The sequence below is a fragment of the Streptomyces sp. JK94 genome (assembly GCF_053613315.1).
Genome location: NZ_JBSICH010000005.1, coordinates 64,030 through 87,697, shown reverse-complemented (window position 1 = coordinate 87,697; position 23,668 = coordinate 64,030). Strand labels below are relative to the sequence as shown.

Genomic DNA, 23,668 nt, shown 5'->3' with positions numbered 1-23,668 from the left:
TCGTGAGCATGAGCGAGACCCCGGACAGCGCTGTCCGTACGTACATCGAGCACCACCGCGCCGCCTTCCTCGACGACCTCGCCGAGTGGCTGCGCATCCCGTCCGTGTCGGCACAGCCCGAGCACGCGCCCGACGTACGCCGCAGCGCCGACTGGCTCGCCGCCAAGCTCAAGGAGACCGGCTTCCCGACCGCCGAGATCTGGCCGACCCCGGGAGCCCCCGCCGTCTTCGCCGAGTGGCCCTCCGGCGACCCGGAGGCCCCGACGGTCCTCGTCTACGGCCACCACGACGTGCAGCCGGCCGCCCGCGAGGACGGCTGGCACAGCGAGCCCTTCGAACCCCTCGTCCGGGAAGGCCGCCTCCACGCGCGCGGGGCGGCCGACGACAAGGGCCAGGTGTTCTTCCACACACTGGGCGTCCGCGCCCACCTCGCCGCGTCCGGCCGCACCGCCCCGGCGGTCAACCTCAAGCTGCTGATCGAGGGCGAGGAGGAGTTCGGCTCCCCGCACTTCCGCGCCCTGGTCGAGCAGCGGGCCGCGCGGCTCTCCGCCGACGCGGTGATCGTTTCGGACACCGGCATGTGGTCCGAGGACACCCCCACGGTGTGCACCGGGATGCGCGGCCTCGCCGAGTGCGAGATCCGGCTGTACGGCCCCGACCAGGACGTCCACTCCGGTTCGTTCGGCGGCGCGGTGCCCAACCCGGCCACCGCCCTCGCCCGGCTCGTCGCCGCCCTGCACGACGAGCACGCGCGGGTGGCGATCCCGGGCTTCTACGACGGCGTGGTCGAACTCACCGACCGTGAACGCGACCTCTTCGCCGAGCTGCCCTTCGACGAGCGGCAGTGGCTGCGCACGGCCAAGTCGTACGCCGCCCACGGCGAGGCCGGGCACACCACCCTGGAGCGCGTCTGGGCCCGCCCCACCGCCGAGGTCAACGGCATCGGCGGCGGTTACCAAGGTCCGGGCAGCAAGACGATCATCCCGTCGTCCGCCATGGTGAAGCTCTCCTTCCGGCTGGTCGCGGGGCAGGAACCCGACCATGTGGAGAAGGCCGTGCGCGACTGGGTCGCCGAGCAGGTGCCACCCGGTGTCCGCTGCGAGGTCGCCTTCGGGTCGGCGACGCGCCCGTGCCTGACACCGCTGGACCACCCGGCGCTGCAGTCCGTGGTCCGCGCCATGGGCCGGGCTTTCGGGAAACCGGTCCGCTTCACCCGCGAAGGCGGCTCGGGACCCGCCGCCGACCTCCAGGAGGTCCTCGGCGCCCCGGTGCTCTTCCTCGGCATCTCCGTCCCGTCCGACGGCTGGCACGCCCCGGACGAGAAGGTCGAGCTCGACCTCCTCCTGAAGGGCGTCGAGGCCTCCGCCCACCTGTGGGGTGACCTGGCGGAGCACTGGCGCCGCGCGCCCTGAGCGCCCTGCACGGTGGTCCGGACCGGTGTCGCGGGCGCGGCACACTGGTGAGGCCGCCCCGCGCCGCCGAGCCCTCCCGGCCCCGGACACCACCCGCCGTACGAACCGCTGAACCGCCTGAGAACCGAACCGCTCACCGGGGGAGTTGGAAGCACCCGTGACCACCTGGACCGACCACACAGCCGACCGTCCCATCTCGCTCACCGCCCCGAGCGGCATCGACCGTGCCGCCCACCACCGCCTCGACGAGGCCTGGCTCGCGGCGGCGTGGAGCCATCCTTCGACACGCTGCTTCGTGGTCTCCGGCGGTCAGGCCCTCATCGACGAGACGCCCGACGGGCGGACCGAACTCGTCATGACCCCCTCCTTCGAAGCCCCGCTCACGGAGGCGCACCGCTACTTCCTGGGCACCGACGAGGAAGGCGTCAGCTACTTCGCCCTCCAGAAGGACTCCCTGCCCGGCCGCATGGACCAGTCCGCCCGGGCGGCGAGCCTGCGCGAGGCCGGACTTCTCCTGTCGCCCCGGGACGCCGGACTCATGGCCCACGCCGTCGCTCTGGAGAACTGGCAGCGCCTGCACCGTTTCTGCTCCCGCTGCGGTGAACGGACCGTCATCGCCGCGGCCGGCCACATCCGACGCTGCCCCGCCTGCGGCGCCGAGCACTACCCGCGTACCGACCCCGCCGTGATCATGGCGGTCACGGACGGGGACGACCGCATCCTGCTGGGCCGCCAGGTGCACTGGCCCGAGGGCCGCTTCTCGACGCTCGCCGGTTTCGTGGAGCCGGGCGAGTCCATCGAGCAGTCGGTACGCCGTGAGGTGCACGAGGAGGCCGGCATCACCGTCGGCCCCGTCGAGTACGTCGCCAGCCAGCCCTGGCCCTTCCCGTCCAGCCTGATGCTGGGCTTCATGGCGCACGCCACCTCGACCGAGATCAACGTCGACGGCGACGAGATCCACGAGGCCCGCTGGTTCTCCCGCGACGAACTGGACGCGGCCTTCGAGTCCGGCGAGGTGCTCCCGCCCTACGGCATCTCGATCGCGGCCCGCCTGATCGAACTCTGGTACGGCAAGCCACTGCCGACGCGCAGTTTCTTCTGAGGCACGACGTCGTAGAAAGGTGGCCCTCCCCGCACGGGGAGGGCCAGGGCAAACGAGGATCACCCCCTGCGAGGGCCGCTCCGACGGGCCCTGAAACCGTGGCAGGATTCCAGCCGGCAGACCCGGCGGTCGGCAAACGCCGGTCACGGAGTCGTGCCCCGCCCCTCCGCCAAGCTCTGGCCTGCTCTGCCGTGCGGTGCCGCCGTAGGGGAACCGTCGACGAAACCCAGTGGTTGTTCGGCCCCGGCTCTGCATACGTTCGGCCGCATGGCTGACGACTGCTTCACCCATCCACGACTCGCCGCCATCCACGATCCCCTCGATCCCGACCGCAGCGACCTCGATGCGTACCTGGAGATGACAGAGGAGTTCGAGGTGCGACGCGTACTGGACATCGGCTGCGGCACAGGAGTGTTCGCCCTGCTCCTGGCCGACCGCGAGATCGAGGTCGTCGGCGTGGATCCCGCCCGGGCGTCCATCGACGTCGCTCGGGCCAAGCCGGGAAGTGAGCGAGTGCGCTGGATCTGCGGTGACGCGACAGACCTCCCAGCACTGCAGGTCGACCTCGCGACGATGACAGCGAACGTCGCCCAGGCCATCACTGATCCGCAGACCTGGCGGAAGACGCTACGGGGAGCCCGTGCAGCACTGCGGCCCGGCGGACATCTGGTCTTCGAGACGCGCGATCCGGCCAGACGAGCCTGGGAGGAGTGGACCCGCGAGAACTCCTACCGCGTGACCGAGATCCCGGACGTCGGCCCGGTCGAGAGCTGGGTGCAGCTGACTGAGGTGAGCCTGCCCCTGGTCACGTTCCGCTGGACCTACGGGTTCGCAGTGGACGGGCGGGTGCTGACGTCGGAATCGACGCTGCGTTTCCGCGAGCGGGAGGAAGTCGAGCGGGACCTGGTCGCGCACGGATACGTGGTGGACGGCGTTCGCGAGGCGCCCGACCGCCCAGGAAGGGAGTTCGTCTTTCTGGCGCGACGTCCGTGATCTTCGAGGTGTACGGAGTCTGGCGCCGGAGTCTCCGGGACACACGAAACCCCCGATCGGCGTCAGGCCGGTCGGGGGCTGCGTCCCGCGGGAGTCAGGCGCCGAGCGCCTGCTTCACCTGGGCGAGGCTCGGGTTCGTCATCACGACCTCGGCGCCACCACCGGAGGGAACCACCTGCACCGTGGGCACCGTCTGGTTTCCGCCATTGGCCTTCTCCACGAACGCGGCGGACTCCGGGTCGTGCTCGATGTTGATCTCGGAGTACGCGATGCCCTCGCGGTCCATCTGGCTCTTCAGCCGGCGGCAGTAGCCGCACCACGTGGTGCTGTACATCGTCACAGTGCCCGGCATGTCTTTCGCGCTCCTTCGGCGGCTCGGGGATGAGGTCGCACCGGGGGAACGTCTGCGGTGGCGCCACCATTCCCGTCACGTGACACCGGTCGCATCGTATGACCATCGGTGCGTGCCTGTGGACAACGGACTCACCTGTCTCCCGCGACCTGGCAGCATGGCTGTGTGACAGCAGCAACGCACTCCACCCTCTTCCCGCAGGTACCGGACTCGGCAGACGCGGTGCTCGAAGGGCTCGACCCCGAGCAGCGCGAGGTGGCCACCGCCCTGCGCGGTCCGGTGTGCGTGCTGGCGGGCGCCGGTACCGGCAAGACCCGGGCGATCACCCACCGCATCGCCTACGGGGTACGCGCCGGGATCCTCCAGCCCTCCAGCGTGCTCGCCGTCACCTTCACCAACCGCGCCGCCGGGGAGATGCGCGGCCGGCTGCGCCAGCTCGGTGCCGCGGGGGTGCAGGCCCGCACCTTCCATTCGGCGGCGCTCCGCCAGCTCCAGTACTTCTGGCCGAAAGCGATCGGCGGCTCCCTGCCCAGGCTCGTCGACCGCAAGATCCAGCTCGTCGCCGACGCGGCCGCCGCCTGCCGCATCCGCCTCGAACGGGGTGAGCTGCGTGACGTCACCGCCGAGATCGAGTGGTCCAAGGTCACCCAGACCGTCCCCGCCGACTACGCCCTCGCGGCGGCCAGGGCCGGTCGTGAGGTGCCCCGCGATCCGGCTGAGATCGCCCAGCTCTACGCGGCCTACGAGGACCTCAAGCGCGGACGCTCCGTCATCGACTTCGAGGACGTGCTGCTGCTCACCGTGGCCGTCCTCCAGGACCGGCACGACGTCGCCGAGCAGGTCCGCGCCCAGTACCAGCACTTCGTGGTCGACGAGTACCAGGACGTCAGCCCCCTCCAGCAACGCCTGCTGGAGCTGTGGCTCGGGGACCGCGACGACCTGTGCGTGGTGGGCGACGCCAGCCAGACGATCTACTCGTTCACGGGCGCAACCCCCGACCACCTGCTCGACTTCCGGGCCCGTCACCCCGGCGCCACCGTCGTCAAACTGGTCCGTGACTACCGCTCCACCCCGCAGGTCGTCCATCTCGCCAACGGCCTGCTCGCCCAGGCCCGGGGCCGCGCCGCCGACCACCGCCTGGAGCTGATCTCCCAGCGCCCCGCGGGTCCCGAGCCCCTCTACACCGAGTACGCCGACGAACCGGCCGAGGCCGAAGGGGCCGCCCGCCGTATCCGGGAGCTCGTCGATTCGGGCGTTCCGGCCGCCGAGATCGCGGTCCTGTTCCGCACCAACAGCCAGTCCGAGACCTACGAGCAGGCCCTCGCCGACGCCGGGGTTCCCTACCAGCTGCGCGGTGCCGAGCGCTTCTTCGACCGCCCCGAGGTGCGCAAGGCCGGCAGTTCCCTGCGGGCCGCAGCGCGCTTCGGCGGCAACGACTCCCTCCTCGACGACGCCGTCGACCTGCCCTCGCAGGTGCGTGCGGTGCTGTCCGGGGAGGGGTGGACCACACAACCCCCGGCCGGGTCGGGCGCCGTGCGGGAGCGCTGGGAATCGCTGGCCGCGCTGGTCAGCCTCGCCCAGGACTTCGCCGCGGCCAGAGCGGGTGCCACGCTGAGCGACCTCGTCTCGGAACTCGACGAGCGGGCCGGCGCCCAGCACGCCCCGACGGTTCAGGGCGTCACCCTCGCCTCCTTGCACTCGGCCAAGGGACTGGAGTGGGACGTCGTCTTCCTGGTGGGCGTCGCCGAGGGCATGATGCCGATCACCTACGCAAAGACCGACGAGCAGATCGAGGAGGAGCGCCGTCTCCTCTATGTCGGTGTCACCCGCGCGCGCGAACGTCTGCACCTCTCCTGGGCCCTCGCCCGCTCGCCCGGCGGCCGGCCGAGCCGCCGCCCCAGCCGCTTCCTGAAGGGACTGCGGCCCGGCTCGGGCGGGTCGGGCGGGCGTACGGCCGCGGGCGGCTCCGCAGGTGTGGAACGCGGTGTCGGGAGCGGGGCCACCGTGGCCGCCGTCCCGAGACGGACCCAGCGGACCCCGGCCCGCTGCCGGGTCTGCGGGCGCACGCTCACCGACGCGGGCGAGTTGAAGCTGATGCGCTGCGAGGACTGCCCGTCCGACATGGACGAGGGCGTCTACGAGCGGTTGCGCGAGTGGCGCGCGATCCAGGCGGGACGCAGCGGGCAGCCAGCGTTCTGCGTCTTCACCGACAAGACGCTGATGGCGATCGCCGAGTCCGTCCCCGAGGACGAGCGCGAGCTGGCCCGGATTCCGGGAGTCGGGGCACGCAAGCTGAACCGCTACGGAACCGACGTCCTGGCCATCTGCGCAGGCCAGAACGGAGCGGGGCTTGACGACGACGCCTGATACGAACTCGTCGGAAAAATAGTTTGCGCATGCCCCGGGAATCCCCATAGGTTCTTGGTCACGGGGAACGGCGGCCTTCCCGGAGGCCCCGGACCCGTGTTGTACTTGCATATCCGCGGACTGGTTCGTCCCAGTCCCCCGAGACGCCGAGAGGAGGCGAGCCCAGTGATCAGCATCGACTTCAGCTCCATCGTCAGCTCCACCGCCAAATTGACCGATCGCTCGGCCGTCTCCCTGTGCACGCTCGGCGCCTCGAACTCGGGCACCGGTGTGTCCGGCATTGACGCCGTGCGTCCGGCCTCCGCCTCCGTTGTCCCCGCGGGCCTTCCCGTCCGTGAGCGCAATGAGCGACCGACCAAGGCACTGGAAGCAGCAGTAGAGGCACAGGCGCAGGCCTATGCCTTTGCCGCGACCGGTGCCGGATTCCGGAAGCAGACGACGCAGCACCACCTGATGTGGGCCTTCCGTGGGCCAGAACCCTGGAGTGATCCAGCCTGATCTCGATCAGGCCGGCGCCTTCAGGGCCGCGGAACCCCACCCGGGATCCGCGGCCCTTCTGTTTGTCCTCGAACGGGGACGACGGCGCGAAGGAGCCTCGGGACAAGAAAAGAACCCGGTACCAAGCCGCCAACCGGCCGACCGGCCGGAACGACCAGACGAGGAAGACCACCCGTGCAACTCGAAGCGCACGCCCCGTCCGTACCACCTTCCGACACGATCCCCAAGCCCGTCCCCACGGAGGACCCCGCCTTGACCCCGCTCATCCCGCTCACCGCGCTCGACGACGCCATCGAGAACCTCGGCGTGCCTGTCCCGTGCCGTTCCTACGACCCGGAGGTCTTCTTCGCCGAGTCGCCGGCGGACGTGGAGTACGCCAAGTCCCTCTGCCGCACCTGCCCGCTGGTCGAGGCCTGCCTCGCCGGTGCCAAGGAGCGGCGTGAGCCCTGGGGCGTCTGGGGTGGCGAGCTGTTCGTCCAGGGTGTCGTCGTCGCCCGGAAGCGGCCCCGTGGCCGCCCGCGCAAGAACCCGGTCACAGCATGAACACCATGAACACCGCAGGAACGATCGACCGCCCCCTCACGCACGACCCCAAGAAGCAGGCCCCGATGAAGCCGTCCACCTACGACATCGCAGGCACCACGCCTGAAGACTTCACCACCAGCGGTGCGAAGGACTCGCGCCAGAACAGGACCCGAGAGATGCAACTCATCCCAGAAGCCCTGGCTCGTGCGCATATGCACGATCGCCTGATCGAGGCCGAGCGGGAGCGCCGGGCGCTGCGCCTGGCGACCGCTCGCCGGATGCAGCGCCGGGCCGAGCGCGCCTCGATGCGTGCCCGGCGCGCGCTCGCCATGGCGGTCATGCAGTGACCGACTTCCCGCAGCGGTGACCCCGCAGCGGTGACCTCGAAGCGGTGACCTCCCTGCTCGGGAGGCGAGCTGTTCCCCGTGGGGGCCGGGTCCGTCGGACGGACCCGGCCCCCACGGGGCGTTCAGCGCCGGTGGCTCAGGCTTCCGCCGCCGTCCCCTCCGTGTCGTACACGTCCTTCTCTTCCTCTTCCTCCTTCTCGGGGCTGAACCCGAGGAGCCACTCCTCCAGCTCATCGCGCAGCCGCACCGTCGCACCCAGCTGGCACAGCACACCGATGGTGCTCAAGGTCACGCGGTGAATCAGGAGGTAGGCGGGCGGCAGGTTGAGCTGCTTGGCCAACTGGTACGCGGGGGAGCGGGGGTCGCCGATCCGGGCCGCCTGGCTCCGCATCCAGCCGCGGGTGAAGGTGAACTCGTCGACCCGGGCCGGTTCGATGATCGGCAGAAGGTAGTCGAGGACCGCGTCGGGCTCCAGCTCTATGGACTCCTTGACGAAGCCCTCCGCGCAGAGCATCTCGTAGACGGCCTCCGCCTCGCCGTCCAGTGTCATCCGCAGGGCCTCCCCGATGGGCTCGGGCAGGCCGCCCGGGAGACGGTCGACCGTGCCGAAGTCCAGGACACCGAGGCGCCAGTCGTCCTCGCCCTCCGGCCCACCGGGCAGCAGACGGAAGTTGCCGGGGTGCGGGTCGGCGTGCAGAAGACCGGTGCGTGCCGGGCCCGAGAAGAGGAAGTGGGCCAGGAGCTGACCGGCCCGGTCACGCTGCCGGGCCGTACCGTCCGTGATGATCTCCGACAGCGGGACACCGTCGATCCACTCGGTGACCAGCACCTGCTCACGCTGCTCGACGACGTCCGGCACCACGATGTCCGGGTCGTCCGCGAACTCCTCGGCGTGAGCCCGTTGGGCCTGCGCCTCCAGGCCGTAGTCCAGCTCCTCCGAGACCCGGTCCTTGAGCTCGGTGATCAGCGGTTTGATGTCCATGCCGGGGACCAGCGGGCCCAGCAGGCGGGCGAAGCGGCTGAGCTGGTTCAGGTCCGACAGCAGGGCCTCGCCGGCACCGGGGTACTGCACCTTGACCGCCACCTCGCGGCCGTCGTGCCACACCGCCCGGTGCACCTGACCGATCGAGGCGGCGGCGGCGGGCTTGTCCTCGAATTCCAGAAACAGGTCCTGCCAGTCCTCTCCGAGCCGCTCCGCGAGGACGGCGTGCACCGTGCGCGTCGGCATCGGCGGCGCCGCTTCCTGCAGTTTGGTCAGCGCCGCCCGGTAGGGACCGGCGACCTCCTCGGGCAGTGCCGACTCGAAGACGGACAGGGCCTGCCCGAACTTCATCGCCCCGCCCTTGAGCTCGCCCAGCACCTTGAACAGCTGCTCCGCGGTGCGCTGCTGCAGCTGTTGGCCGACGATCTCCGCGGACTCGCCCACGATTCGCTTGCCGAGCCCCCAGGTGGCCCGCCCGGCGAAGCCGAGCGGAAGCGCGGCGAGCTTGGCGGTCCGGGTGACCGCCTTGCGCGGAAGATCAGACATGCGCCCTCCAAGTCCCAGCCGGCCGCGCCGGTGCTGCCTTACGGCGTACTCCCGCTGACGGCCCTTGCCCAGCCATTGTCGCGCGCTCCTCCCCGTCCTCGGGGGTGTGTTCCCGCCCACCTTTTCCGGCGGCACCGCACGGACACGCCGGGTGCGCCCGGACCGGGCGTGAGTGCCACCGCAGACCGGGCAGGGAGACCTCCCATCGCGCGCCTGCGCTGGAGGGTGTCCGGCCGTCCAGGAAGGCCAGCGCGTGGGCCGCCGCGAGCCCGGCGACCGTCGTGGCCAGGGTGAGGTCGCAGGGCCGTACCCGGCGCTGTGTGCCGGAGCGCCACTGCGCCACCAGGCGGGGCCAGGCCGGGTCCCGGTCGGTGCGGTCCGCGTGCAGACAACCCGCGCAGCCGGTCTCGCCGGGCAGGACGAGAGGACCGACGACGCCGGTGCCCTCCACCACCCCGGCGTACAGGTGGGGCGTGCCGGAGGCCATGAGGGACTCCGCGGCGGCGGGGTCGGGGGTGTGCACCGCGACGTCGTCGCGCGGGGCGAGAACCACCAGCGAGAACGACGGGGCGGAATCCTCGGACGCGGCCGTGGGACGCCGGCGGGGCGGCCGGTCGGGAGCGGCCCGGCGTACGACCCGGCGGGCGGTCTCGTCCCGGCGGTCGCCGACGGACTCGGCGGGGAGCCCGCCCGGGGCGACGTCCCACGGCTCGACGCGTCCGCCGTCGAGCACGTCGGTCTCGCCGACGCCGGCGCCCGACAGCAGGCCGGACAGCACCGCGCCCACCCGGCCAGCGCCCACGACCCGCACTCGCAGGGCTCGCCGGGCGGCGAGGTGTCTGATCGCGTCACCCGGTTCGGTGGTGGTCAGGGACAGCGAGGCCAGGTCGGGACGGAGCCGGTCGAGAACCTCCTTCTTCCCCCGCAGGGCGTCGGCGTCCGGCCCGCCGCCCCGGGAGTCGTCGAGCAGTCCGGCCCGGGCCAGCCGCTCCAGCACCCGGTCGACGTGCCCGTCCGGCAGGTCCATGCGGCGTCCCTCCTCGCGCAGGAGCGTCGGCCCGCGGGTGCCGTTGAGCAGTTCGAGGAAGCTGCCCGTGGCCGTGTCCACCGGGCCGAGCGTCAGCGCGTGCGCCGGTGTCATCCCGAACTGCACGGTGTTGAGGTCGCGCCAGCCTCGCCTGAGCGCGGGCTTCACCATCGGATGCATATCAGGTCCCCCGTAGTCTCCGGTCTTCGCGGACGGTCGAGCGACACCGCTCACCCGGTCGTGGCCGGGTACGTGCCGGTTCGTGCGGTCGGTCGCGAATCCGCCGTCGAGTGCCAGCATGCCCGGATGTGCGACCGGGCGTCGAAAGTTGTCCACAGGGGTGGGTATTCGTCGTACGAATCAGCCGTCCACCTCGCAGGAGGGGCGGCGGATCGGCGCCGAAGCCTTCCGGAGCCGGGACTTCCGCGGGTGCAGCGGGTAACGTCGTGGCGTGTCCGCCGACCCACTGCACCGCGCCGGGGCGCCCCAGCGCACGCCGAAGAATCCGCCGAACGGCTCGGGGACGAGCGCGATCGAGGTCCGCAGGAGCACCCGGCGACGCCGTACGGTCTCCGCGTACCGGGAGGGTGACCGCACCGTCGTGCTGATTCCCGCCCGGATGTCCGAGGCGGAGGAGCGACGCTGGGTGAGCGTCATGCTGGACAAGCTGGCCGCCCAGGAGAGCAAACGCGTCCTCGGCGACGCCGAACTGGCCGAGCGGGCGGAGCGACTGTCGGGCCAGTACTTCGACGGGCGGGCCCGGCCCGCCTCGGTCCGCTGGGTCACCAACCAGAACACGCGCTGGGGCTCGTGCACCCCGTCCGAGGGGAGCATCCGGCTGTCGCACCGCCTCCAGGGCATGCCCGAGTACGTCGTCGACTACGTCCTCCTCCACGAACTGGCGCATCTGCTCGTCCCCGGACACGGGCCCCGGTTCTGGCGGCTGCTGGACGCCTACCCGAGGACCGAGCGGGCCCGTGGATACCTCGAGGGCGTGGTCTCCGCCGACCGCCTGCCGCACGTCCCCGACGACCGCGGCGAGTAGGGCGCGCCCCGGGCGTCCCCGGCGGGAGGTTCCGCGCGGTCCCGCACGGGTTCTGTACCGGGTGTGTACCGACTTCTTCCGGTGTCCGGGATTGCCGTTAGCCTGGCGCGACGCACTCACATTCGGATGGGGGACGGTCGTAACGCATGGCCAGGGAATTCCAACGCGGCCACAAGGCCAGGATCAGTGACCTCACCGCGGGCACGGATCTGTACGTAGGCGTGCAGATCTCCGCCCCCGGGCTGGGCTTCGACATCAGCTGCTTCGGTCTCGACGCCGAGGAGCGGCTGTCGGACGACCGGTACTTCGTGTTCTTCAACCAGCCGAAGACCCCCGAGGGGTCCATCCAGCTCCTGGGTGCACAAGCGGGCGACACGGAGTCCTTCCGGGTCACCCTCGACCGGATTCCGCCGCAGATCCAGAAGCTGTCCTTCACGGCGACGATCGACGGCACCGGGCAGATGTCGCAGGTCGCCTCCGGTTACCTCCGGATCGTCGCGGGCGGCGAGGAGGTGGCCCGGTACCCGTTCAGCGGATCCGAGTTCTCCACCGAGCGCGCTGTGATGCTGGGCGACTTCTACCTGAAGGACGTGTGGCGGTTCGCCGCCGTCGGCCAGGGCTTCGACGGCGGGCTGGACGCGCTGCTGCGGAACTTCGGCGGCGAGGTGGCCGAGGAGGAGGCGCCCGCGCCCCAGCAGGCGCAGGCCGGCGCCGCCCCGGGCTTCGCCCCGCCCGCCCAGCCGGCGGCGCCTCCGGCGTTCGGCGCGCCCACCGCGCCCGCGCCCGCACCGGCCCCTGCGCAACCTGCCCCGCAGGGTTTCGCCGCGCCGCCCGCGCAACCTGCCCCGCAGGGTTTCGCTCCGCCGCCCGCGGTCCCCGCTCCCGGGCCCGACGTGCACGCCGCGCAGACCATCGTCGCGCCCATGCATACTCCACCGGGCGGCTCCCCGGTGCCGCCACCGGCCCCGCCGCCCGGTTACGGCCAGCCCGGCCGGCAGCAGTCGCCGTACGGCCAGGTCCCCGGTCAGACCGCCCCGCCGCCTCCCGGCTACGGCCAGCCGCCGGCCCCCCACGCCCCGGCCCCGCCGCCCGGGTACGGTCAGCCGGGCGGGCCGACCCCACCTCCGGGCCACGGCCAGCAGACACCGCCCCCCGGCCCTGGCCCGCAAGCCCCCTATGGAGTTCTGCAGGGGATGCCGCAGGGCGCGCCGCAGGGCGCCGGTGTGACAGCGGCGCTCCAGCAGTTCCGCGAGACGGCGACCGGGCAGCGCTGGACCCAGCAGAACAAGAAGCTGGTCCGCGTCGACCTCGGCGCGGAAGGCCTGCCCGTACTCGCCCGGCAGGGCAGCATGGTGCTCTACCAGGGCAAGGTCGACTTCAGCTACAAGGGCGCCGGATTCGCCGGCCGGGTCGTGGGCAACGCCACGGGCCAGGAGATGCAGCTGATGCGCTGCACCGGCAAGGGGCAGGTGTTCCTCGCCGACAACTCCGCGATGCTGCACCCCATCGAGCTCCAGGGCGACGCCGTCTGCGTCTCCGCGGAGAACGTCCTCGCCTTCGACGAAAGCCTCCAGTACGAGGTCCGCCGCATCGAGGGCCACGGCATCCCCGGGGGCGCGCTGTTCACGATGCAGTTCCAGGGCACCGGCACGATCGTCGTCAAGACGCACGGCGTGCCCGTGGTGCTGCCGGTCACGCCCACCACGTTCGCCGACTGCAACGCGGTCGTCGCCTGGTCCGCCGCCGCCCAGGTGGTCGTCTCCAGCCAGGTGCGGATGCGCCGCAACTCCTACGCGGGCGACACGGGCGAGAGCGTCAACCTGCAGTTCCGGGCGGCGCCCGGCAACTTCGTCGTCGTCCAGCCGTACGAGATCTGAGGGAGAGCCCGACATGAACCAGCCGCTCGCGGGCTACGCTCCCGCACCGGTCACCGCCCGCATGGAGAACCACGGCAACCACATGCTGAAGGTCGCCATGCAGACCGGGAACGACCTCCTCGCGCGCGTGGGCTCGATGGTCGCCTACGAGGGCTTCGTCCAGTACGAGCCCAATCCGCCGGCCGTCCGCCAGATCGCCCGCGACTGGGCCACCGGTGAGGGCGCGCCCCTGATGAAGTGCTCCGGCGACGGTCTGCTCTACCTCGCCGACTACGGCGCGAACGTCGTCGTCATCAACCTCAACGGCGACGGCATCTCCGTCAACGCCACCAACCTGCTCGCCTTCGACGCCCACCTGACGTGGGGTGTCGAACGGGTCAAGGGCCTGGCGAAGTTCGCCGGCCAGGGCCTGTGGAACACCCGGATCTCCGGCCAGGGCTGGGTCGCGCTCACCTCCCGGGGCAAGCCGATCGTCGTCGACTGCGGCGGCGGCGAGGACGAGACGTACGTCGACCCGGACGCGCTCGTCGCCTGGTCCCCGAACCTCAAGGTGAAGGGCAAGCGCAGTTTCAAGGCGCAGTCGCTGATCGGCCGCGGCAGCGGCGAGGCCTACCAGATGGCCTTCTCCGGTCAGGGGATCGTCGTCGTCCAGCCCAGCGAGGACAGCACCGACCGCCTCCGGGTCCGGGGCTGAGGGGGAGCGAGAACACCATGCAGAGCCCGCTTTTCGCCCACAACGACCAGCAGACCCAGGAAGCCTGGAGCCTGCAGAACAAGCACATGCTCCGCGTCGCCCTGGAGGGCCACGACGACGTGCTCGCCCGCAAGGGCACGATGGTCGCCTACCAGGGCCTCGTCGAGTTCGACGCCGAGTACCAGAGCAACAACCAGTCGCGCTCGCGCGCGCGCACGGGTGAGGGCCTGGACCTGATGCGCTGCCACGGGCAGGGCACGGTCTTCTTCGCCAACCTCGCCCAGTACATCCACGTGATGGAGGTCGAGCAGGAGGGTCTCACCGTCGACAGCAGCTACGTACTGGCGATGGACTCGTCCCTGCACCACGAGGTCATCGCGGTCGACAGCCTGTACGGCATCTCGGGCTCGGGGAAGTACCAGCTCAACATCACCGGCCGGGGCAAGGTCGCCCTGATGACCTCCGGCGCCCCGCTGCTCATGCAGGTGACGCCCGACAAGTACGTCAACTGCGACGCCGACGCGATCGTCGCCTGGTCCACCGGTCTGCGCGTGCACATGCAGGCCCAGACGCACTCCTCCGGGGTGTGGCGGCGCCGTGGCAACACCGGCGAGGGCTGGGAGCTGAGCTTCATGGGCAGCGGTTTCGCGCTCGTCCAGCCCAGCGAGCTGCTGCCGCCGCAGAACGCGCAGATCGGCTCGGGCCTGTCCGCGCAGTACGGCATGGGGCAGCAGGGAGGGCGCGGTCAGAACCAGGGCAACGTCTGGAGCTGAGCGGGCGCGGTGCCGACCGGTAAGGGGTGATCGCCAGGCGGTCACCCCTTACGCGTCAGAGCCGGGCCCGGGTCGCCTCCAGCAACCGCACGACCGACTCGTCGGCCACGTCCGGGACCTCGGCGTACGGGAACCAGCGCAGGTCGAGGGACTCGTCGCTGATCGCCTCCACGGCCCCGTACGCAGCCGTCGCCGCGTACTGGACGTCCAGGTGCCAGGCACAGGGCGTGCGGTGGCGGTCCAGCCGCACCGGACCGCCGGAGAGCAGGGTGAGTCCGGCGATGCCGGACTCCTCCGCACCCTCGCGCAGAGCAGCCCCCGCCAGGGTCTCGTCGACCGGCTCGCAGTGGCCGCCCGTCTGCAGCCACATGCGCAGCTTCCTGTGGAGGGTCAGCAGGACCCGCCCGCGCGCCGGGTCGATCACCAGGGCGCTCGCCGTGATGTGCCCGTCCCCGCAGGCCTTCCACATGCCGTCGGGGTGAGCCGCGAGATGCTCCAGGTAGACCCGGCGCAGCTCGTCCTGGCCCTCGTACCCCTCGAGCACCAGGACCGCGTCGTCGTGGAGGCTCACTCGGCGTCGCCGCTCCCGCCGTCGGCGTCGGTCCCGTCCTGACCCTTCTCGTCCTTCTTCTTCAGGTCGGGGCCGCCGGCCGCCTCGCCGAGCATCTTGTCCAGCTCGGAGAAGTCGAGCTGCTCACGGTGCACGAAGCCGTCCGGGTCGTCCAGGTCGGTCGCGGTCGGCAGCATGTCCGGGTGGGCCCACAGGCCGTCCCGGCCGTCGACACCGCGCGCGTCCGTCAGGGACGCCCACAGGCGGGAGGCGTCGCGCAGACGGCGCGGGCGCAGCTCCAGACCGATCAGGGTGGCGAACGTCTGCTCCGCCGGACCGCCCGAGGCGCGACGGCGGCGCAGCGTCTCGCGCAGCGCGTCGGCGGAGGACAGGCGCGGCTTGGCGGCGGCGTGCACCACCGCGTCCACCCAGCCCTCGACCAGCGCCAGAGCCGTCTCCAGACGGGCCAGGGCCGCCTTCTGCTCCGGGGTGTCCTCCGGCTGGAACATGCCCTGCTGGAGGGCTTCCTGCAGCTGCTCGGGGTTCTGCGGGTCGAACTGGCCGACCACGTCCTCCAGCTTGGCCGTGTCGACCTTGATCCCGCGGGCGTAGCCGTCGACCGCGCCGAACAGGTGCGAGCGCAGCCACGGCACGTGCGCGAACAGGCGCTGGTGGGCGGCCTCGCGCAGGGCGAGATACAGCCGCACCTCCTCCTGCGGCACGCCGAGGTCCTTGCCGAACGCCTCGATGTTGACCGGCAGCAGCGCGGCCTTCCCGGCCGGGCCCAGCGGCAGGCCCACGTCGGTCGAGCCGACGACCTCACCGGCGAGCACCCCGACGGCCTGTCCGATCTGGGTGCCGAACATGGCGCCGCCCATGGAACGCATCATGCCGATCAGCGGGCCGGCCATGGCCTGCATCTCCTCCGGCAGCACGTCGCCCATGGCGGTGCCGACGCGCTCGGCGACCGGGTCGACCAGCTCGCGCCAGGCGGGCAGCGTCGCCTCGACCCACTCCGCGCGGCTCCAGGCCACCGCGGTGCCGGCGCCGGAAGGCAGGGCGGTGGCGTCGTCCAGCCACAGGTCGGCCAGGCGGACGGCCTCCTGGACGGCATTGCGCTCGGCGGGGCCGACACTGGCGTCCTTGGTGCCGTCCGCCGTCCCCTGGGAGACCGTCTGGCGGGCGATCTGCTTGGCCATGTCCCAGTTCACCGGGCCGCCCTCGTAGGAGAGCATCTGGCCGAGCTGCTGGAACGCGGCGCCCAGGTCGGTGGGGTTCATGGAACCGAACATGGCGGCGAACGGGTTGTCCGCACCGGGGCCGCCGAAACCTCCGGCTCCGGGCGTCCCGAATCCGAACGGGTTGGCCGGTCCCTGACCACCGCCGCCCTGCTGGTCCTTCTTCTTGCCCTCGTCGCCGTCGTCCGGCTCCTCCGGCGGAAGGCCGAATCCGAATGGGGTGTCACTCACGGGGTTCCTCGGCTGGTAGGGCCGCCGGTTCTTTCCGGCGGCACGGCTGCCCGACTTCACCACCCAGCGTAGACACCCGGGGCGGTTCGGGCCTCGGTGCTTCGCCGACTGACGGCCTGCGGCAGGATGGATGCCACCTGGTACGTACGCGTCGAGCGCGCCCGTACTGAAGACAACCGCTGGAGACGCCCGGTGAGTTCCCCAGATCCGCAGGTTCGCGCAGCGCGAAACCAGTCAACCAGTTCCGGCCGCTCCGGCGCGCGCGGACCCGTCGTCGCGGTCACCGGTGCCGCGTCCGGGACCGGGGCGCTGCTCACCGAGCGGCTGGCCGCGTCCGACGAGGTCAGACAGGTCGTGGCCATCGACGAGCGGCGCGGTGAGTGCGCGGCGGCACAGTGGCAGATCCTGGACGTACGGGATCCGGCCATCGCCGAGAAGCTGCGCGGCGCTGACGTGGTGGTGCACCTGGCGCTCGACCTCGATCTGGAGACCGACGCGGCCGCCCGGACGGCTTACAACGTCCGGGGGACGCAGACCGTCCTGACCGCGGCCGCGGCGGCCGGCGTGCACCGGGTGGTGCTGTGCACGTCGGCGATGGTCTACGGCGCCCTCCCGGACAACGAGCTGCCGCTGTCCGAGGACGCCGAGCTGCGTGCCACGGCCGAGGCCACGGGCGTCGGGGACCTGCTGGAGATCGAGCGGCTCGCGCGGCGGGCGCCGCGGGCGCATCCGGGGCTCAACGTGACCGTCGTCCGCCCGGCGGTGCTGGTCGGGGGCGTGGACACCGCGCTGACCAGGTATTTCGAGTCGCCTCGGCTGCTGGTCGTGGCCGGATCACGGCCGGCCTGGCAGTTCTGCCACATCGAGGACCTGTGCAGTGCCCTGGAGTACGCCGTCCTGGAGAAGGCCGACGGGGAACTGGTCGTCGGGTGCGACGGGTGGCTGGAGCAGGAGGAGGTCGAGGAGCTCAGCGGGATCCGGCGGATGGAGCTGCCGTCGACGGTCGCGCTCGGCGCGGCGGCCCGGCTGCACCGGATCGGGCTGACGCCGTCCCCGGCCGGTGACCTGGCGTACACGATGTACCCCTGGGTGGTGAGCGGCAGCCGGCTGCACGACGCCGGATGGCGGCCGAAGTACACCAACGAGGAGGTGCTCGCCCAGTTGCTGGAGGAGGTCGCCGGGCGGCACACGGTCGCGGGGCGGCGCCTCGGCCGCAAGGACGCGACGGCGGCGGGTGCCGCGGGAGCGACGGTGGCGCTGCTGGGCGCGGCCGCGGTGGTGCGGCGGGCGCGCAAGGCGCGGCGCCGGATCTGAGGCCCGGGCGGCCCGACCCGGCCGTCCTGCGCCGGCCCGCCCTGTAGGAGGCTCCAAAGGGGCACACGCGCGTGCCGGGTGATGACGCCATTCCGCGCCGTCCGCGCCGTGGGGCACGATGGACGCATGGCAACCACGAACGAGCACCCGGGTGAGTCGGCCGCGCCGAACCCCGTCAAGCTGATCGGCATCCGGGAGACCCCCCTGTCCGTGGACGAGGTCTTCCGGGCCGTCGGGGACGACGCGGCCGGCGGTACCGCGCTGTTCGTGGGGACGGTGCGCAACCACGACGGGGGGACCGACGTCGACCGGCTCGGGTACTCGTGCCATCCCAGCGCCGAGGCCGAGATGCGGCGGATCGCCGAGAAGGTCGCCGCGGACCACCCCGTACGGGCGCTCGCCGCCGTCCACCGTGTGGGGGACCTGGAGGTCGGGGATCTCGCCGTGGTCGTCGCCGTGTCCTGCCCGCACCGGGGCGAGGCGTTCGACGCGTGCCGGAAGCTGATCGACGACCTGAAGCACGAGGTGCCCATCTGGAAGCACCAGACGTTCTCCGACGGGACCGAGGAGTGGGTGGGCGCCTGCTGACGGGCCCACCGCCACCGCGCGCCTCCGGTTGCGTAACCGGCCCCCCGGCGTGAGCGTTGTCACTGCGGATGGTTAATCTGTTGATCAGTCAGTCGCGGAGCTCATGGGGTTGGGAGGTCGGCATGGCAGCGCTCGCCTGGTTGTTGATTCCGCTTGTTGCCGCTGTCGGCGCGGGTCTGTGGGGCAGCTGGGCCAACCGCACTCGCAAGGCACGGAGCGACGGCCCCGAACTGGACGGATACGCCCGGTTCCGCGAGGCCATGGAGAGGCCCCGTACCGGCGCCTGACCGGACGCCGCCCTGACGGTGTTCCGACAGCCACGTCCCGTACTGTCGTGCCATGCCACGCCGCACCGCGACGATGCTCGCCTCCACCCTGATGCTGATCGCGCTCCTGTGCGCGGGTGTGTTCATCCCCGTGCCGTACTCGGAGATGTCCCCGGGGCCGACGGTGAACACCCTGGGCGATCACGACGGCGAGCCGGTGCTGCAGATCTCCGGACACCAGACCTACGAGGCGAGCGGGCATCTGAACATGACCACCGTCCGGGTCACCAGCGCCGACTACAAGATGAACCTCGTGGAGGCGGTCTACGGCTGGCTGGCGCACGACAACCGGGTGGTGCCGCACGAGACGCTCTACCCGGAGGGCAAGACGGAGGAGGAGGCCACCCAGGAGAACGCCGAGGAGTTCAGCCAGTCTCAGGAGAGCGCCAAGGTCGCCGCCCTGGAGGCACTCGACATCCCGGTGACGTCCTGGGTGGTCGTCTCCACGGTGGTCAAGGACTCCCCGGCCCAGGGCAGGCTGCACGCCGGCGACGTGATCAAGGCCGTGGACGGGACGAACGTCGAGAAGCCCGCGGACGTCGCCGAGCTGGTGACCGAGCACGAGCCCGGACAGGACGTCGTCTTCACGATCGTGCCCGCCGACGAGCAGGCCGCCGCGGAGAAGGAGGGCCGGACGCCGACCAGCACCCAGGAGGTCACGGTCACCACCGCTACCTCCGACGACGAGGGCGAGAAGCGCGCCGTCGTCGGCATCTCCGCCGGGACCGACCACACCTTCCCGTTCTCCATCGACATCAAGCTGGCCGACGTCGGCGGCCCGAGCGCCGGCCTGATGTTCGCCCTCGGCATCTACGACAAGCTCACCCCGGGCGACCTCACCGGCGGCGCGTTCGTCGCCGGCACCGGCACGATCGACGACACCGGCAAGGTCGGCCCGATCGGCGGCATCGGGATGAAGACCATCGGCGCGCGCGGCAAGGGCGCCACGTACTTCCTGACGCCCGCCGAGAACTGCGCGGCCGCCGCCGAGGACACCCCCGACGGGCTCACCCTCGTGAAGGTGGGCACCATCGACGACGCCCTCGGCGCGCTCGAGGACATCCGCTCCGGGAAGACCGCCGACCTGCCGACGTGCGCGAAGAGCTGACGGGGCCGGACACGCGCTGACGGTGACGGGTCCGAGTCGCCGGCGCCCGGCGGGGCTACTCCTCGAAGGTCGCCGTCAGCGCCTGCGCCAGACCCGGCACCAGGTCGGAGCCCGTGAGGACCTCCGTGGCCGTGTCCTTCTCCCGCAGCCGCAGGGCCGAGTCGCGGGCGCCGTCGCGCAGGACCGCGACCGTCATGCGGACCTCCTGACGGTCCGGGTGCTCCGCCACCCACTGCGCCAGCTTCGCCTCGTTCAGGCCCGCGGGGACCTGGGCCTCGGCGGACGGCGGGAGCATCAGGCGTTCCACGGCGAGGGCGCAGCCGACCACCGCGTCGGGCCAGGCGATGGTGCCCAGGAACTCGTCGAGCGGCTGGTCCGTTGGGATTTCGTCCTGCTCGATCGGGGTGAGGCCGGTGCTCTCCGGTTCGTCCTGCAGACCGAGCCGGTCCGCGAGCGAGGGCTGGTCCGCCCTCAGGCGTGAGGTGTCGACAAGTGCAAAGAGGCGTGCGGGCTGGTCCCAGCCGAGGCCGGAGACGTACTCGTCGATCTCGAGTACGGCCCGGGTGAGGGGGCTCGCTGCCATGGGGGTGTTGGACATGGTCACAATCCTGCCTCGTTACTGGCCCGAATCGGGAACCGAGTAAACGATGAGTAAGTTGCATATGTGTGGGCCCGCGATATCGGGGGCGCACGGGGGGCCCACGAACCCGAGGGCCTGACGAATCGACAGCGAACTTCGAGGTGCGCACCTTGGCTTTCCAGATGCCGGACCGCGGCGGAGGCCCCCCGACGGGGCCGCGGATCAGAGTGGGCCGCCCGTCCCGGCGTGTCCGAACCCTCCTGATGACACTCGGTGTCCTGGCCGTGCTCGGCATGGCGTTCACCATGTTCGCGGGATTCTGGACGGACTGGCTCTGGTACCGGTCGGTCCACTACTCGTCGGTGTTCACGACGACCCTGTGGACCAAGATCGGGCTGTTCTTCGTGTTCGGTCTGCTGATGGCACTCGCCGTCGGGTTCAACATCTGGCTGGCCCACCGGCTGCGACCGCCGCTGAGCGCCATGTCGATGGAGCAGCAGAACCTCGACCGGTACCGGATGGGCATCGCCCCGTACAAGAAGTGGCTGCTGCTGGGCGTCACCGCCCTGGTCGGCCTGATCGCCGGCGCCTCGGCGTCCGGTCAGTGGCGTACCTGGCTGATGTGGGTCAACGGCGTGCCCTTCGGCCAGAAGGACCCCCAGTTCAAGCTGGACGTAGCCTTCTTCGCCTTCGACCTGCCCTGGTACCGGTTCCTGCTCGGCTTCGGCTTCGCCGCGGTGATCCTCTCGGTGATCGCGGCCGCGCTCACCCACTACCTGTACGGCGGGCTGCGCGTCACCAGCCCCGGCGCGCGTGCCACGGCCGCGGCCACCGGGCACCTGTCGGTGCTCATCGGCATTTTCGTCGCCCTCAAGGCCGTCGCCTACTGGCTCGACCGGTACGGGCTGGCGGTGAAGTCCAGCGACTTCAAGGCGACCGACAACTGGACGGGTCTGCGGTACGTCGACGCCAACGCCTATCTGCCGGCCAAGACGATCCTGTTCTGCATCGCGGTCATCTGCGCCCTGCTGTTCTTCGCCACGATCTGGCGGCGCACGTGGCAGCTGCCCTTGATCGGCTTCGGCCTGATGGTCCTCTCCGCGATCCTCATCGGCGGCCTGTACCCGGCGCTCGTCCAGAAGTTCCAGGTCCAGCCGAACGAGCAGGCCAAGGAGGCGCCGTACGTCGAGAAGAACCTGACGGCGACGCGGGACGCGTACGGCATCGAGGGCACCCAGGTCGCCGAGTACCCGGGCAAGAGCGAGACGAAGGACAAGACCAAGCTCCGGGACGACGCGGACGGCGCGGCGTCCATCCGGATCATGGACCCGAACATCATTTCGCCGACGTTCCAGCAGCTCCAGCAGATCCGTAACTACTACGCGTTCCCGACCAACCTGGACGTCGACCGCTACGCCAAGGACGGCAAGGACCAGGACACGGTCATCGGTCTGCGTGAGCTGAACCTCGCCGGCATCCCGAAGAAGAACTGGATCAACAGCCACTTCCGCTACACCCACGGCTACGGCGTGGTCGCGGCCAAGGGCACCGAGGTCGACTCCGAGGGCCGCCCGGTCTTCACCGAGTCCGACCTGCCGTCCGAGGGCGACCTCGGCTCGTACGAGCAGCGGATCTACTACGGCGAGAAGACCACCACGTACTCGATCGTCGGCGGTCCCCAGAAGGAGATCGACTACTCCGACGACACCGGGGAGAAGACGTTCAGCTACAAGGGCGACGGTGGTGTCGACCTGTCCAACCCGGTCAACCGGGCCGCGTACGCGGCGGCGCTCAGCGAACCGCAGATCCTCTACTCCGGCGCGATCGGCGAGGGCTCGCGGATCCTGTACAACCGCACACCCAAGCAGCGCGTCGAGGCGGTCGCCCCGTGGCTGACCATCGACGGTGACGCCTACCCGGCGGTGGTGGACGGCCGTATCCAGTGGATCATCGACGCGTACACGACGACGAACGGCTATCCGTACGCGTCCCGTACGACGCTCGGCGACACCACCGCCGACTCGCTGACCGCCAACAACAACTCGCGCGCGGTGGTGGCCCAGCAGAACCAGGTCAACTACATCCGCAACTCCGTGAAGGCGACCGTCGACGCGTACAGCGGTGACGTCAAGCTCTACCAGTGGGACACCGAGGATCCGGTCCTGCAGACCTGGATGAAGGCGTTCCCGAACACGGTGAAGGACAAGAGCGAGATCTCCGACTCCCTGATGGCGCATCTGCGCTACCCGCAGGACTTGTTCAAGGTCCAGCGCGAGCTGCTCACGCGCTACCACGTGAAGGACGCGACCACGTTCCTCAGCGGCAGCGAGGTGTGGCAGGTGCCGGACGACCCGACCAACAAGTCGGGCGACGCGGTACCGCCGTACTACCTGAGCATGAGGATGCCCGACCAGGAGCAACAGGCGTTCTCGCTCACGACGACCTTCACGCCCAACGGACGCGACAACCTGAGCGCCTTCATGGCGGTCGACGCCGAAGCGGGGACGGAGGGCTACGGCAAGATCAGAATCCTGAAACTGCCGACGAGCACGACCGTCGACGGACCCAAACAGGTCCAGAGCCAGTTCAACTCCGAACAGGACATCGCCGAGTCCATCAGGCTGCTGAGAGGCGGCGACTCGGAGGTCGAGTACGGCAACCTGCTGACGGTGCCGCTCGACGGCGGACTGCTGTACGTGGAGCCGGTCTACGTACGCGGTGGCGACCTCAAGTACCCGCTGCTGCGCAAGGTGCTGGTGAGCTACGGGGGCAACACCGCCTTCGAGGACACGCTCGACGAGGCCCTCAACAAGGTCTTCGGGGCGCAGGCGGCCGAGACCGAGCCGCCGGCGGACGAGGGCGAGGACACGACCGATCCGCCACCGACGTCCGACAACCCGACGGTCCGGGAAGCGCTGAGCGATGCGCAGAAGGCCTTCGAGGCCGGCCAGCAGGCCCTGGAGCAGAAGGACCTGGCCGCGTACGCCGAGGCGCAGAAGGACCTGGAGGAGGCGCTGCAGCGGGCCGAGGACGCACAGGCCAAGGCCGACCAGAGCGCCGGTGACAAGAACGGGGACGACAAGAGCGGCGACGAGGGGTCGGGCGGCGAGGCCGACCCGAGCTCGTCCCCGTCCGGTGACGCCGGCGAGGACTCGGCCAGCGGCTGACCGCGCTGTCCCGAGCCGGCCCCGAG

General features: G+C 71.1%; 22 protein-coding genes. 16 read left to right on the top strand and 6 right to left on the bottom strand.

All coding sequences use genetic code 11. The features are described from left to right. The first annotated feature begins 8 nt into the window (after nt 1-8). The 3 genes from ACVV2G_RS04805 (at nt 9) to ACVV2G_RS04795 (ending at nt 3,507) form a co-directional block, all read left to right on the top strand. Complete coding sequence (locus ACVV2G_RS04805) at nt 9-1,412, top strand: dipeptidase (protein WP_453841307.1); 1,404 nt, start codon at nt 9-11, stop codon at nt 1,410-1,412. A gap of 157 nt (nt 1,413-1,569) precedes the next feature. Then, entirely contained in the window at nt 1,570-2,514 is a 945-nt protein-coding gene (gene nudC / locus ACVV2G_RS04800) for an NAD(+) diphosphatase (protein WP_453841306.1), read from the top strand. 267 nt (nt 2,515-2,781) lie between these two features. Continuing rightward, nucleotides 2,782-3,507 carry a class I SAM-dependent methyltransferase gene (locus ACVV2G_RS04795; protein WP_453841305.1) on the top strand — a complete coding sequence of 242 codons (726 nt, stop codon included), beginning with the start codon at nt 2,782-2,784 and terminating at the stop codon, nt 3,505-3,507. A gap of 94 nt (nt 3,508-3,601) precedes the next feature. Here ACVV2G_RS04795 and ACVV2G_RS04790 read toward each other — a convergent pair whose 3' ends face one another. Beyond that, the gene (locus ACVV2G_RS04790; RefSeq protein ID WP_453841304.1) at nt 3,602-3,859 is read right to left on the bottom strand and encodes a mycoredoxin; all 258 of its coding nucleotides are present in this window, start codon (nt 3,857-3,859) and stop codon (nt 3,602-3,604) included. Between the two features lie 165 nt (nt 3,860-4,024). Between ACVV2G_RS04790 and ACVV2G_RS04785 the strand changes: the two genes are divergently transcribed. From ACVV2G_RS04785 to ACVV2G_RS04770, 4 genes are all read left to right on the top strand, one after another. Then, nucleotides 4,025-6,226: an ATP-dependent DNA helicase UvrD2 gene (locus ACVV2G_RS04785; RefSeq protein WP_453841303.1), complete on the top strand. Its 2,202-nt coding sequence runs from the start codon at nt 4,025-4,027 to the stop codon at nt 6,224-6,226. A 165-nt stretch (nt 6,227-6,391) separates the two neighbouring features. Continuing rightward, entirely contained in the window at nt 6,392-6,724 is a 333-nt protein-coding gene (locus ACVV2G_RS04780; RefSeq protein ID WP_453841302.1) for a hypothetical protein, read from the top strand. A gap of 174 nt (nt 6,725-6,898) precedes the next feature. Then, nucleotides 6,899-7,267 carry a WhiB family transcriptional regulator gene (locus ACVV2G_RS04775; RefSeq protein ID WP_453841301.1) on the top strand — a complete coding sequence of 123 codons (369 nt, stop codon included), beginning with the start codon at nt 6,899-6,901 and terminating at the stop codon, nt 7,265-7,267. Nucleotides 7,268-7,272: 5 nt separating this feature from the next. Then, complete coding sequence (locus ACVV2G_RS04770) at nt 7,273-7,596, top strand: hypothetical protein (protein WP_453841322.1); 324 nt, start codon at nt 7,273-7,275, stop codon at nt 7,594-7,596. A 136-nt stretch (nt 7,597-7,732) separates the two neighbouring features. Here ACVV2G_RS04770 and ACVV2G_RS04765 read toward each other — a convergent pair whose 3' ends face one another. After that, the gene (locus ACVV2G_RS04765) at nt 7,733-9,124 is read right to left on the bottom strand and encodes an ABC1 kinase family protein (protein WP_453841300.1); all 1,392 of its coding nucleotides are present in this window, start codon (nt 9,122-9,124) and stop codon (nt 7,733-7,735) included. After that, a complete protein-coding gene (locus ACVV2G_RS04760; protein WP_453841299.1) occupies nt 9,117-10,331 on the bottom strand; it encodes a TOMM precursor leader peptide-binding protein in 1,215 nt (404 codons plus the stop codon). The genes ACVV2G_RS04765 and ACVV2G_RS04760 overlap by 8 nt, the downstream gene beginning before the upstream one ends. Before the next feature lie 271 nt (nt 10,332-10,602). On the opposite strand from ACVV2G_RS04760, the gene ACVV2G_RS04755 reads away from it, so the two are divergent. The 4 genes from ACVV2G_RS04755 to ACVV2G_RS04740 all read left to right on the top strand — a co-directional run bounded on the left by ACVV2G_RS04755 (nt 10,603) and on the right by ACVV2G_RS04740 (nt 14,540). Continuing rightward, a complete protein-coding gene (locus ACVV2G_RS04755; RefSeq protein ID WP_453841298.1) occupies nt 10,603-11,196 on the top strand; it encodes a M48 metallopeptidase family protein in 594 nt (197 codons plus the stop codon). A gap of 146 nt (nt 11,197-11,342) precedes the next feature. Beyond that, on the top strand, nt 11,343-13,073 hold the full coding sequence (locus ACVV2G_RS04750) for a TerD family protein (RefSeq protein ID WP_453841297.1): 1,731 nt from the start codon (nt 11,343-11,345) through the stop codon (nt 13,071-13,073). Nucleotides 13,074-13,086: 13 nt separating this feature from the next. Next, nucleotides 13,087-13,767, top strand: coding sequence for an AIM24 family protein (locus tag ACVV2G_RS04745; protein WP_453841296.1), 681 nt, complete (start codon nt 13,087-13,089; stop codon nt 13,765-13,767). A 17-nt stretch (nt 13,768-13,784) separates the two neighbouring features. After that, nucleotides 13,785-14,540, top strand: a complete 756-nt coding sequence (locus ACVV2G_RS04740; protein WP_453841295.1) for an AIM24 family protein — start codon at nt 13,785-13,787, stop codon at nt 14,538-14,540. A gap of 55 nt (nt 14,541-14,595) precedes the next feature. Here the strand turns inward: ACVV2G_RS04740 and ACVV2G_RS04735 are convergent, their stop codons facing one another. Then, nucleotides 14,596-15,111, bottom strand: a complete 516-nt coding sequence (locus tag ACVV2G_RS04735; RefSeq protein ID WP_453841294.1) for an NUDIX hydrolase — start codon at nt 15,109-15,111, stop codon at nt 14,596-14,598. Further along, nucleotides 15,108-16,559: a zinc-dependent metalloprotease gene (locus tag ACVV2G_RS04730; RefSeq protein WP_453841293.1), complete on the bottom strand. Its 1,452-nt coding sequence runs from the start codon at nt 16,557-16,559 to the stop codon at nt 15,108-15,110. Before ACVV2G_RS04730 ends, ACVV2G_RS04735 begins: the two co-directional genes overlap by 4 nt. A 192-nt stretch (nt 16,560-16,751) precedes the next feature. Here ACVV2G_RS04730 and ACVV2G_RS04725 point away from each other — a divergent pair, with 192 nt between their 5' ends. The 4 genes from ACVV2G_RS04725 (at nt 16,752) to ACVV2G_RS04710 (ending at nt 19,895) form a co-directional block, all read left to right on the top strand. Beyond that, complete coding sequence (locus ACVV2G_RS04725; protein ID WP_453841292.1) at nt 16,752-17,873, top strand: SDR family oxidoreductase; 1,122 nt, start codon at nt 16,752-16,754, stop codon at nt 17,871-17,873. 126 nt (nt 17,874-17,999) lie between these two features. After that, nucleotides 18,000-18,461 carry a molybdenum cofactor biosynthesis protein MoaE gene (locus tag ACVV2G_RS04720; protein ID WP_453841291.1) on the top strand — a complete coding sequence of 154 codons (462 nt, stop codon included), beginning with the start codon at nt 18,000-18,002 and terminating at the stop codon, nt 18,459-18,461. A gap of 122 nt (nt 18,462-18,583) precedes the next feature. Further along, on the top strand, nt 18,584-18,748 hold the full coding sequence (locus ACVV2G_RS04715) for a hypothetical protein (protein WP_310871327.1): 165 nt from the start codon (nt 18,584-18,586) through the stop codon (nt 18,746-18,748). 52 nt (nt 18,749-18,800) lie between these two features. Further along, the gene (locus ACVV2G_RS04710; RefSeq protein ID WP_453841290.1) at nt 18,801-19,895 is read left to right on the top strand and encodes a YlbL family protein; all 1,095 of its coding nucleotides are present in this window, start codon (nt 18,801-18,803) and stop codon (nt 19,893-19,895) included. Nucleotides 19,896-19,950: 55 nt separating this feature from the next. On the opposite strand, the gene ACVV2G_RS04705 is transcribed toward ACVV2G_RS04710, so the two are convergent. After that, nucleotides 19,951-20,493 (bottom strand): PPA1309 family protein, encoded by a 543-nt coding sequence (locus tag ACVV2G_RS04705; protein WP_453841289.1) that lies wholly within the window; start codon nt 20,491-20,493, stop codon nt 19,951-19,953. A gap of 164 nt (nt 20,494-20,657) precedes the next feature. Here ACVV2G_RS04705 and ACVV2G_RS04700 point away from each other — a divergent pair, with 164 nt between their 5' ends. Beyond that, nucleotides 20,658-23,642: a UPF0182 family membrane protein gene (locus ACVV2G_RS04700; protein WP_453841321.1), complete on the top strand. Its 2,985-nt coding sequence runs from the start codon at nt 20,658-20,660 to the stop codon at nt 23,640-23,642. The last annotated feature ends 26 nt before the right edge of the window (nt 23,643-23,668 follow it).

Coding starts and splice junctions, on each gene's coding strand:
- ACVV2G_RS04805 (WP_453841307.1), top strand. CDS start 9: ATGAGCGAGACCCCGGACAGCGCTGTCCGTACGTACATCGAGCACCAC.
- ACVV2G_RS04795 (WP_453841305.1), top strand. CDS start 2,782: ATGGCTGACGACTGCTTCACCCATCCACGACTCGCCGCCATCCACGAT.
- ACVV2G_RS04790 (WP_453841304.1), bottom strand. CDS start 3,859: ATGCCGGGCACTGTGACGATGTACAGCACCACGTGGTGCGGCTACTGC.
- ACVV2G_RS04770 (WP_453841322.1), top strand. CDS start 7,273: ATGAACACCGCAGGAACGATCGACCGCCCCCTCACGCACGACCCCAAG.
- ACVV2G_RS04765 (WP_453841300.1), bottom strand. CDS start 9,124: ATGTCTGATCTTCCGCGCAAGGCGGTCACCCGGACCGCCAAGCTCGCC.
- ACVV2G_RS04760 (WP_453841299.1), bottom strand. CDS start 10,331: ATGCATCCGATGGTGAAGCCCGCGCTCAGGCGAGGCTGGCGCGACCTC.
- ACVV2G_RS04750 (WP_453841297.1), top strand. CDS start 11,343: ATGGCCAGGGAATTCCAACGCGGCCACAAGGCCAGGATCAGTGACCTC.
- ACVV2G_RS04745 (WP_453841296.1), top strand. CDS start 13,087: ATGAACCAGCCGCTCGCGGGCTACGCTCCCGCACCGGTCACCGCCCGC.
- ACVV2G_RS04740 (WP_453841295.1), top strand. CDS start 13,785: ATGCAGAGCCCGCTTTTCGCCCACAACGACCAGCAGACCCAGGAAGCC.
- ACVV2G_RS04720 (WP_453841291.1), top strand. CDS start 18,000: ATGGCAACCACGAACGAGCACCCGGGTGAGTCGGCCGCGCCGAACCCC.
- ACVV2G_RS04715 (WP_310871327.1), top strand. CDS start 18,584: ATGGCAGCGCTCGCCTGGTTGTTGATTCCGCTTGTTGCCGCTGTCGGC.
- ACVV2G_RS04710 (WP_453841290.1), top strand. CDS start 18,801: ATGCCACGCCGCACCGCGACGATGCTCGCCTCCACCCTGATGCTGATC.
- ACVV2G_RS04705 (WP_453841289.1), bottom strand. CDS start 20,493: ATGTCCAACACCCCCATGGCAGCGAGCCCCCTCACCCGGGCCGTACTC.
- ACVV2G_RS04700 (WP_453841321.1), top strand. CDS start 20,658: ATGCCGGACCGCGGCGGAGGCCCCCCGACGGGGCCGCGGATCAGAGTG.